The sequence below is a fragment of the Legionella septentrionalis genome (genome assembly GCF_003989745.1).
GTDB lineage: Bacteria > Pseudomonadota > Gammaproteobacteria > Legionellales > Legionellaceae > Legionella_A > Legionella_A septentrionalis.
Genome location: NZ_RZGS01000052.1, coordinates 1 through 9845 on the forward strand (window position 1 = coordinate 1; position 9845 = coordinate 9845).

Below are 9845 nucleotides of genomic sequence, written 5' to 3' on the forward strand. Positions count from 1 at the left end.
CAGCGATTATAGCGGCCATAAACACTTTGCCATTTTCCATAATCAGGAGGTAAATCTCTCCAAGGCGCTCCTGTCCTTATGATCCAGCAAACTGCTTCGATAAATAACCGATCATTTTCCCCATGACGGCCCTTGGGGGCTGGCAATAATTGTTCTAATTTACTCCACATCTTATCATCAATGACAAATCGTGACATTCACTTACTCCATTTTTACTATGGAGCCTTTTTATCAAATTTTTAACCGTTTGAAAAACTTTAAAAACACGCCCTAGGATTGCACTGGATTGATTGGTGGTAAATCAGCCCTTTTCTTAGCATAATTCATTTTTCTATTACGAAAATTCACTACAGCGAGCCATAAATTTTTTCCTTCCCAGTTTATTTTTCTATTGGGGCTATACAGTGCTTGTGACAATAATTGCATTTGTTGTTTCAATGCCGCATCGTGGGCCAAATGGGTTATATCCTCTAAAGTAAGCAATTTGGCACCGGGCCATTGGAAAGCGGCCCATTGCAGTAAAGCAGTGCGCGCTTCTTTCGCATGATTTGCAAAACAAGCCGCTTTTAAACGTTTAAGCACGCCTTTCCCATGGTTTTTATTTAAAAATGGAAAAGGTTTAAACCACCATAAAATTAAAGTGAGAATCCAGGCAGCAGCCAAAAAAATTGCCACCCACCAGCCTGTAAGGCTTTGTTCGCGTTGTGGCTTGTCTACAGCGGCAGGCGCCGAAGTTTCCATGGCTTTATTGTCTGCAACCGGCGGCCTGGCGGTTAGTTGGTTACCCGCATGCTGTTGTGGAAGGGCTTTGCCTTTAATCTGTAACGAACGTGCCGGCAGCTTTGTCCATTCTTCCTTGCCTGTTGTCGTATTAAACCATGGCACAACCAATTCAGGCAGAGTAATACTGCCAGAGTGATTGAGTAAATAGGTAATTTTTACCGTAGTTTCCCCTATGAATTCCTGCTGTTTAATGTAATTGCGCTCTGCCGGTTTTTCAGGATAAATGTCGAAGTTTTTTTGCTTGCCCAATTCCAGATGCGGCAACATTTGTGCGGGCACCCCTACAACTTGCAGCGTTATGGTTCTGACTAATGTAGTGCCTTCATTCAGCTCGCTTGTGCTTTTATCGTAGGTTTCTTTTAATGTCACTTGTTTTGCTGGAAGCCAGTGTTTGCCCTTATACGTACTTGGGATGGGTTTGACTTGTAATTTGCTTTCCTTGGCACGCAAATTTACTCTTCTGGGCACGGCATCATAAATCAAGGCATTTAAAGCAGGGCCGGTGATTTTTAATTCACCGCTTTTTTGAGGAAAAATTGCATAACGTTGTTCTTCAACCGTGTAGCTTTGGCCGTCTTCTACCGTCTGGTAGCGGGTTGCATCTTCAAGCGGGATAATCAACCCGTCTTCCACTTGGGGTGGATGATATTCAGCATCCAACAAGCGTTCACTATTATAAAATTTAACCGTGTAAATGACTTGTTGGTTTACAAAGGGAGCGGGCTCGCTGATGTCGGTTTTTAACATTACCGGCTGGGAGGCAGGCGCTGTGCTATCGGCTTGCCCTGTCATTGTGGCGGCATCAGTAACTTCGATGGTAAGAGGCTTGCTTTCGTACTGACCTATTTTAATAGCCGGGATAGTAAGCTTGCCTGTTTTTTTGGGGAGTAAAATTACATTCCACTGCCGTAAAGAATGCGTTTGTCCATTAATGATCGTGTAATTAGCGCTGCGTTCAGTCCCTACGATGGTAAAATTTTCTTGCAGGGGGGTTAAATCCGGGATCCCTTCCGCATTGGCGTCATCCATAGTCAAGGTGAGGCGCAATGTATCCCCTTCTTGCACGCTGGTGGGAGCCGCCTGCACATTTATTGCTGCCAAACTGGTTGAGGGCAGGCAGGAAATAAGTAAACATATCAGTAACAAACGTCGTAAGTAGCTATAAAAATCTGTTTTCATCAATCCCACCCATGTTGTCTATGTAAATGATCACGTAAAAATTTTTCACGTAACAATCCGCCTGGATCGTCAGGAATTAGTCTTAACCACTGTTCTTTTGTTTGTTTCTGTTCACGTGCGAGTTGGGATGAAGCATCCGCCGGATCTTCTGCCATTTTGTCATCAGTCTGTTTGTTATGTTGGGGCGCGTTTACTTCCTCAGATTTTGCCTGGTTTGGTTTTTGTGCTTGCGTGTCTGCAGTTTGTTTATCATTTTGCGGCGTGTGGTTTTTCTGCTGTTTGCCTTCTTGCCCTTGCTTGTTTTGCTCTTCACCGCTCTCGGTAGGGTTGGGTTGCTTGGCGTTTTGCATTTGCTGATTTTGTTGCTCTTGTCCATCGCCGCTTGCAGAAGGTCGTTTCTCATTCTGCTTGGCTTGATTTTCTTGCTCTTTTTCCTGTTGTTGTTTTTTTTGTTTCTTTAATAAGTCTGCAAGAATTTTACGGTTGTGCAAAGCATCTTGATGATCCGGATTTTGCGCCAGAGCTTTATCATAAGCTGCAATGGCTTTTTCATATTTACCCATATGCGCTAAAGTATTGCCAAGATTGTAGTAGCTGTCTTCTGTATCGAGTTGCTGGTAAAGCTCTGCCGCCTGCTGATAATCACCGGCTCGGTAGGCTGCAGTTGCCTTCCAATCAGTTTGCTCAAACGTATCTTTCGCTTGCTTAAATTCTCCTTTCTGCATCATGGATTGCGCCTGTTGATTTTTTGTAATCCAGAAATCTTGCCAGGAAAACGCGTATGTTTTTATTGCCGAGGCTAAAAGGACAAGGCAGCCGATGGTCTTAATCACTTTATTTGTGCAGTTCAAATGTTTCATGCATAAAATCTCTGTAGCCATCCACGCCGAAATGCTGGTAACAAGCATAATAAGGCAGGAATTAGAAACCAGCGCCCATTATCTTTCCAGACAGGAATATCATTGTTTGCATCGGCGGTAAATTTTTGTTTACGCTTGGTAAAAGCCAGCCATTCCTCAATGTCGTTCGAGGTGTCAGCAAAAGGAATCAATATTCCTTGTCCGGCCGCAGCCAGTTCTTTAAACGGCGCAGGTACTGCAGTATTTGTTATCGGGATGATTGAAGTGCGGGTACCCTTTTTCAGCAAATCCCGCGCAACACCTACGGCCTCAGGGGAAGGGGCAGTGCCGGTTAATACTAAAATATCGCCTTGATTAAAACCAGCTTGCGTAATGAGCTTATCCGCTTCGCGTAAAGCGGTATCAAGCTGTTGACCCTCGACGGGCATGACGTCCGCAGTGAGCGAGGCGAGCAATGCATCGATGGTTTGTGCATCATCCGTCAAGGGCGAAACGATAAAAGGTTCGCCGCTGTAGACAATCAAGCCAAATTGACCGCTGCGTTTATCCTGAAATAAATCGTGTAACTTAAATTTGGCGCGCTCCAGGCGATTGGGAGGCAAATCATTGTGTAACATGGTTTCGGACATGTCTAATAGAATAACCCGGGGTTCTACAGGTTTAAACGTAGGAACCGGCAAGCGAGACCAGGAAGGGCCGGCTAAACTCACTACCATAAAACAAGCGCTGCCGATTAGGGACAAGAGGGCGAACGTGCGGGTGTTTTTACCCCCTTGCTGCATCAGGCGGGTTAATAAATGACTGTCGCAAATTTCTTGCCAAGCCTGCATTGCAGGAGTTTTCCGCCATAATGCCCAAAACAAAAAAAGCAGAGGCAAAAAAGCCAGCAGCCACCCGGGGCGCATAAAATGGAATTCAGCCATCATTCTATAGCCTCCCTTTTAAATGGCAATGCAAAGCGGTTTAATAAGCCGCCCAAATCGGCAAGCCAGTATAAGAATAGGAGAAAAGATAAAGCCAGTGGCCAGGGATAATAATCATGCTGTGGCCGTATCATTTCTTGTTCTTGTTTAATGGTTTCCAGTTGGTTGATCGTTTGGTAAATTTGCTGCAGGCTTTGCATATCAGTGGCGCGGAAATATTGCCCGCCAGTTATCTTGGCTACCTCTTGTAGCGTTTGCTCATCCAGATCAGCGGCTACATTTAAAAACAAATCCCCGAGTTGCTGGGGAGCTACGTCTGATCCTAAGCCAATGGTATACACTTTAATGGCATCCGCACGCGCAAGTTCAGCCGCTTTTAGCGGAGTTAAGACCCCAGAATTGTTAACCCCATCGGTGAGCAAGATGATAACCCGGCCTTCCGGGGGGACATTTTGCAATCGTTTGACTGCCAATCCCAGGGCATCGCCAATTGAAGTGGTTTTTCCCGCCAATCCCACGGTTGCATCTTCCAAACGCGTGATCACGTTTTGATGATCATAAGTCAGTGGAGTTTGCAAATAGGCACGGCTCCCGAAAAGAATTAAACCAATTTTATCCATGCTGCGTTCGCGCACGAATTGGATGGCTGTGTGTTTGACTACCGCCAAGCGTGTGGCAGGGCGGCCGTATAAGAGCATATCCGTAAGCTCCATACTGCCGGAAATATCCAAAGCCAACATGATGTTATAGCCTTCCCGAGCCACAGGTTTCGGTTCCCCCACCCAACGCGGGCCAGCCAAAGCCAGTAAAAGCAGGCACCATATCAAAAATAAAACAGGCAATTTCTTATATTGGACGATGCTTTGTTTTTCTCTTTCTACAATGGTTGCTACGGCGTTAAAGAAAGGAATTTTAAGGGCGGAAGATAATTGCAAGTTGCTATGCGGCAATAAAAACCACAATAAAACAGGAAGCGGGAGAAAAGCGAAAACCCAGGGAAATGCTAATTCAAACACGGTTTACTCCGTTGCTTAATCCATTTTTCGGTCTGCATGAACAGCAAGGATAGTTTCCCGCTTTGCTGTTTGGGCAGCTTGTTTTGCGGCGGAGCTTGCGTGCGATTATCCGGTTGAAAAGGCAACTCAAGTAACTCCATTTTAAGCGGTTGGAAATCAATTCCCCTCCCCGTTTTATCCAAAAAATTTATCCAGTCTTCACCTTGTAAACTGGCTACCTGTTCTCTGGGGAAGTAAACCAAAGCAACCCGCTTTAACAATTCGGAAATGCGGGCACAAGTTATTTGCGCGTTACCTTGCTGTGCATATTCAAGCCGGTATGTTTTTAAAATCCGCAAAGCGTGGCGTTTGGCCCTTCCTCTTTTGTAATGGCGGTATAAAAAGAAAGCTAAAGCAAAGAGGGCAACGGCGAGCAGGCATAATATTACATACCAGCCGGGTGCCAAAGGCCACCAGCCAATTGCAGGCGGGATGTGAATATCGCGAAGGTGTGCCAGCTCTTGTTGTGGCGGGGGCGATGCAGCAAACCCCGCCGGCCAGGGCAGAAAGCCCGCGAATATATAAAACCAACGTAGGGAAAAGCGCTTAGCCATGGGATAGTCTCCGTGGGTAAGTATGCCGTACCAGCAAAGGTAAATCCATGTCAGCTGTAACTTGTATGTATTGTATTTGCAGGCGCTTAAATTGAATTTCAAGGGTGGCGATGCGCTGTTCGCAATATTGCTGATAGGCTGCAGCAACGCTTTGTACTGTGGTATCCAGCAGCAATTCTTTTCGCCCGTTGGTGATGGCATATTGTTGCGGTTTGGGGGGCGCTAATTCCAATGGGTCACAGACATGATAAGCCAATACATCATTATGGGCGCGCAGGCGGCTTAAATGTTGTTCACTGTCCACATCCAGATTGTAAAAATCGCTAATCAGCACCAAAATGCTGCCAGGTTTTGCCACGCGGCGCAGCCGTAAGAGAGCCTCGCTTAGCGAGCGTGGTTGCTTTGCTTCGGTTTTGTCTTCTTTAGTGTACTCACTTAACCCGGCCAGGAATGGTAATACGCCTGCTTCGCGACCGCGGGGGGGAAATTCGTCATGCTTGCCGCCTGAGAATAATAATCCGCCGACCCGATCGCCTTCGCATACCGCAGTCCAAGCTACTAAGGCAGCAAGGCGTGCAGCTACTACCGACTTAAAAGCATGGCGTGTACCGAAATACATGGAATCATTGAAATCGGTAAGGATGATTGCGGGACGTTCGCGTTCTTCCTGGTATAATTTTACATGCGGCTTGCCGGTGCGTGCTGTCACGCGCCACTCCATATGGCGCACTTCATCGCCTGCCTGATAATTTCGCACTTCGGCAAAATCCATTCCGCGCCCGCGTAATTTGGACAAATGGGTTCCCGCACGCAGTGCGCGACGCTCGGGATGGTAATTTACTGAGCGCGCATAGCGTTTTAAGGCAATTAATTCGTTAAGCTGTGCAACGATTCCGTCACTCATTTGCTAATACCCCTTGCAAGAATGCCTGTGCAGCGTATACCAAAATGGGTATTTTCTAGGGCAAGGCGACCAGACGCAACAATTCATCCAGGAAATCATCGCTGCTAATGCCTTCTGCTTCCGCTTCGAAGGTTAATAGAATACGATGGCGTAAAATGTCGTGAGCGATGAGATGAATGTCTTCGGGTGTTACGTAGCTTCGTCCAGCAAGCCAGGCATGTGCTTTGGCACAACGATCCAATGCTATTGTGGCCCTTGGACTTGCACCATAGCGCAGCCAACGGTGCAATTCTTCACTGTACGAGCGCGGGTTGCGGGTTGCCACCACCAGTTGCACCAAATAGTTTTCTAAAGCTTCGCTGGTATGAACATGCAATACTTGCTTGCGGGCCTGGAACAATGTGCTTTGTGGCAGCGGTGCAATATTAGTTCTCTGTTCATCCTTTTCAGTCACAATTCCTGCCAGTGCCTCACGCCTGGCCAGTCCTAAAATATCATGTTCGACCTGCACATCAGGGTAGCCAATTTTAACGTACATTAAAAATCGATCCAGTTGGGCTTCAGGCAGGGGATAAGTCCCTTCCTGTTCGATCGGATTTTGGGTCGCCATGACTAAAAATAATTCAGGCAAGGGATAAGTTACGCTGCCAATGGTAACTTGCCGCTCCGCCATGGCTTCCAGCAATGCAGATTGTACTTTGGCCGGAGCGCGGTTGATTTCATCCGCTAAAACCATATTGTGAAATATAGGGCCAGGTTGAAATACAAAAGAACCATCTTCAGGGTGGTATACATCGGTACCGGTTAAATCGCCTGGCAGAAGATCAGGAGTGAACTGAATTCTATGAAAGCTGCCCTCAACGCCTATGGACAATTCCTTTACCGCACGCGTTTTGGCAAGTCCCGGAGCACCCTCCACGAGCAGATGACCGTCAGCCAGTAAAGCGATGAGCAAACGTGAAATCAAATCTTTTTGCCCGAGAATGCGTGAGTTAAGATAATTCCTTAACTGCAGAATTTCCTGCTGTATATCCTGGGTGGGGGAAACGTCTACCTGAGCCATTCACTCTCCTATTGCAGCATAAATAACAAAAAAACTATCCTAGCGTGAAATGAAGTCCGTGCCAAGGAGTGTGCCTCGCTGCAGATGGCGGGATCCATTTTAAGTATCTGTCGTTTACTGAATATCAGTTTTTTTCGCGTATGCAGAAGTCAGCTTAATTTTTTTAAGACGATCATCTGCAATGGCTTCTATTTTTTTGCGATCTGCATCTGACATTTGCCGCAATAAAGATTTAAATTGCGCCTGGTATAACACAAGAAACGTTGTGGTTTCACGGCTGGTAATGCGGGCGGTGCGGGGGATGGATTGCAGCAAGGATAATTCCCCAAAGAAATCACCATCTTCCAGAACAGCAATTCTTTTTTGTTTGCCTGCAAAGTCTTGTGAAACATCTACTTTGCCGTGGGCAATAATATAAAATTTATCTCCCGCTTCTCCTTCATTGATAACAACTTGATTCATATCCACGGTTTCAATGAAAAAATGTCTGGCCAGCCTGTCCAAAGCGTTTAAGTTAAAATTTTTAAAAATGGGAATTTGTTGCAACCAGTGCAAATCCACACTCATTTGTAGCCCGCCTGCCGTGAGAGTCGCACCGGATTGTTTATTCCATAACTGCGAATAATAGCCATTAAGCTCCAGCAATTGTTGATGTTTCCCTGATTCCACAATGGTCCCATCTTTCATTACATAAATTTTATCCATGTGAGATGCTTCGCGAAGATGATGGGTAACCAGCACAATGGTGTATTTATGCAATTGTTTTAACAACGTGTTTTGAATAGCATCACGATTAATTGGATCCAAGGAAGCAGTCGGTTCATCCAAAATCAATAACTCGGGCTTACCCAGCAGCGCCTGCGCGAGAATGATGCGTTGCCGCTGGCCAATAGAGAGTTGTACTTGCCCTTCAGTGCCAACCACGGTGTCATATCCTTGCGGCAAATTCATGATTTCAGCATGGACTTCAGCGTCTTTTGCAGCTTTAATGACTTCTTCACGGCTGGCATCGAGCTTTCCCATGCGGATATTGTCGAAGATCGTGGTGTTGAACGCATAAGGGGTTTGTAATACAGCACGGATATGAGTTAGCAAAGAACAAACCGAGTAGTTCTTTACATCATGACCATCCCAAAGGATAACGCCTTCATCAGGATAAAGTCCACGGGTTAATAAATTTAACAGGGTACTTTTACCCGAGCCACTCACACCGACGATGGCGACTGCGGCATTTTTGGGAATATCCAGATTAATATTGGTTAATGCGGCTTTATTCGCGCCAGGATAAGTGAGGCTTATATTTTTTAATTGAATTTTATATTGCAAGTCAGGCAAGCATTCGGCAAAATCCTCAGCCTGTTCCTTGGCAGTTAGCAAGACGCTGATGCGATTGAAACTGTCCAATGCTTGGGTTATGAAAGGGTAAAAGCCGGCAAGTCCAATGATCCCCGACATTACGCCTTGAACTAAAGTAAAATACCCTAGAAAACCGCCAATAGTTAAAAGCCCAATAAATACAAAATAACCGCCTAAAGCAAGCGCCACAAATCGTCCCAGCATCGTCCCCATACTAATGGTATTCGCTTCCATTAAACCTAAAAAATCATATTTACTGTTCGCAGGCAGGGCATCATGGAGTTCTTTATCAAATTGTTTTTTCCGAAAGCAGGATAAGCGTAAGATACGAATTGGATTATGTAAAACAAAACTTTCATAGACAGCAGCCAGGGAAGCAGCATCGACCTGGCGTTTAATCGCTAAATATTTCTTATTAAGTCTTGCAATAAACAAGCTTGCGGGTAAAAAAATCAACATCAAGCTGATGACGATGACGGAGATAAGCGCATTCAGGTAAAAGAGTAAACTGATCCCGGCGATGATATATAAAACACCAAATATCGCATCCCAATAAATTTTCCTTAATAAAGTTCTGATGGCAGAAATATCTTCCGAAAAACGTGAAGCAATATCGCCCGTAGTGTATTTGCTTATTACTGCTGTAGGCAAAGTTAAAATTTTTGTATGTAAATCCGAGCGCAGTTGATTGATGACGTGATTGGCCAATGATGAAGATAAATACGTGATGATTATTATGGTGATGATGGAAATAAGCATCAAAATGACTAAAAAGGTGAGCAATAAATAAAATAAATGCAAATTCTTATGGGCAATGGCTTTGTCAAAAATATCTTTTATGACAAAAGGACCTGCCAAAAAACAAATATTTTGCAAGCTGAGTTGGATGATTAATGACACGACAAGAAACGGTTTTTGCCAGGCATATAAGAAAATAACCTTGTAAAAATGAAAAATTCCTTGCACGGTTTCCCGCTCTTTCTTTTTCAAAGGGTATGCTCAAACGGTATCTTTAACCTAAGTATAGTGATAAAAAATATGCCTGTTTAACTAGGCAACGTCCCTAAAGTTTTTTAGACAAGATTTCATCTTAAATTGAGCACAAATTTTTCTATTTCACTTCGATCTACCCCCTCTCCCGCGATAGGAGCTTTGATAGTATGATGAT

General features: G+C 44.9%; 9 protein-coding genes. All 9 read right to left on the reverse strand.

The genetic code is table 11. The annotated features are described in order from the left end of the window. Positions 1 to 197 (reverse strand): transposase (locus ELY11_RS11610; protein ID WP_126954506.1); only part of this gene is annotated, 197 nt, incomplete at its 3' end. 73 nt (positions 198 to 270) lie between these two features. Beyond that, positions 271 to 1962 (reverse strand): BatD family protein, encoded by a 1692-nt coding sequence (locus ELY11_RS11615; RefSeq protein ID WP_127033701.1) that lies wholly within the window; start codon positions 1960 to 1962, stop codon positions 271 to 273. Next, complete coding sequence (locus tag ELY11_RS11620; protein ID WP_127033704.1) at positions 1962 to 2822, reverse strand: tetratricopeptide repeat protein; 861 nt, start codon at positions 2820 to 2822, stop codon at positions 1962 to 1964. Before ELY11_RS11620 ends, ELY11_RS11615 begins: the two co-directional genes overlap by 1 nt. Further along, on the reverse strand, positions 2819 to 3748 hold the full coding sequence (locus ELY11_RS11625) for a vWA domain-containing protein (RefSeq protein WP_126954503.1): 930 nt from the start codon (positions 3746 to 3748) through the stop codon (positions 2819 to 2821). Before ELY11_RS11625 ends, ELY11_RS11620 begins: the two co-directional genes overlap by 4 nt. Further along, positions 3745 to 4761 (reverse strand): VWA domain-containing protein, encoded by a 1017-nt coding sequence (locus tag ELY11_RS11630; protein ID WP_126954502.1) that lies wholly within the window; start codon positions 4759 to 4761, stop codon positions 3745 to 3747. Before ELY11_RS11630 ends, ELY11_RS11625 begins: the two co-directional genes overlap by 4 nt. Further along, a complete protein-coding gene (locus tag ELY11_RS11635; RefSeq protein ID WP_127033707.1) occupies positions 4749 to 5354 on the reverse strand; it encodes a DUF4381 domain-containing protein in 606 nt (201 codons plus the stop codon). The genes ELY11_RS11630 and ELY11_RS11635 overlap by 13 nt, the downstream gene beginning before the upstream one ends. After that, positions 5347 to 6258 carry a DUF58 domain-containing protein gene (locus ELY11_RS11640; RefSeq protein ID WP_127033710.1) on the reverse strand — a complete coding sequence of 304 codons (912 nt, stop codon included), beginning with the start codon at positions 6256 to 6258 and terminating at the stop codon, positions 5347 to 5349. Before ELY11_RS11640 ends, ELY11_RS11635 begins: the two co-directional genes overlap by 8 nt. Positions 6259 to 6313: 55 nt before the next feature. Continuing rightward, positions 6314 to 7321, reverse strand: coding sequence for an AAA family ATPase (locus ELY11_RS11645; protein WP_127033713.1), 1008 nt, complete (start codon positions 7319 to 7321; stop codon positions 6314 to 6316). A gap of 114 nt (positions 7322 to 7435) precedes the next feature. After that, the gene (locus ELY11_RS11650) at positions 7436 to 9667 is read right to left on the reverse strand and encodes an ATP-binding cassette domain-containing protein (RefSeq protein WP_127033716.1); all 2232 of its coding nucleotides are present in this window, start codon (positions 9665 to 9667) and stop codon (positions 7436 to 7438) included. Between the last annotated feature and the right edge of the window lie 178 nt (positions 9668 to 9845).

Bases quoted from the DNA above. Each gene is read 5' to 3' on its own strand.
- ELY11_RS11640 (WP_127033710.1), bottom strand. From the start codon at position 6,258: ATGAGTGACGGAATCGTTGCACAGCTTAACGAATTAATTGCCTTAAAA.
- ELY11_RS11645 (WP_127033713.1), bottom strand. From the start codon at position 7,321: ATGGCTCAGGTAGACGTTTCCCCCACCCAGGATATACAGCAGGAAATT.
- ELY11_RS11635 (WP_127033707.1), bottom strand. From the start codon at position 5,354: ATGGCTAAGCGCTTTTCCCTACGTTGGTTTTATATATTCGCGGGCTTT.
- ELY11_RS11615 (WP_127033701.1), bottom strand. From the start codon at position 1,962: ATGAAAACAGATTTTTATAGCTACTTACGACGTTTGTTACTGATATGT.
- ELY11_RS11625 (WP_126954503.1), bottom strand. From the start codon at position 3,748: ATGATGGCTGAATTCCATTTTATGCGCCCCGGGTGGCTGCTGGCTTTT.
- ELY11_RS11620 (WP_127033704.1), bottom strand. From the start codon at position 2,822: ATGAAACATTTGAACTGCACAAATAAAGTGATTAAGACCATCGGCTGC.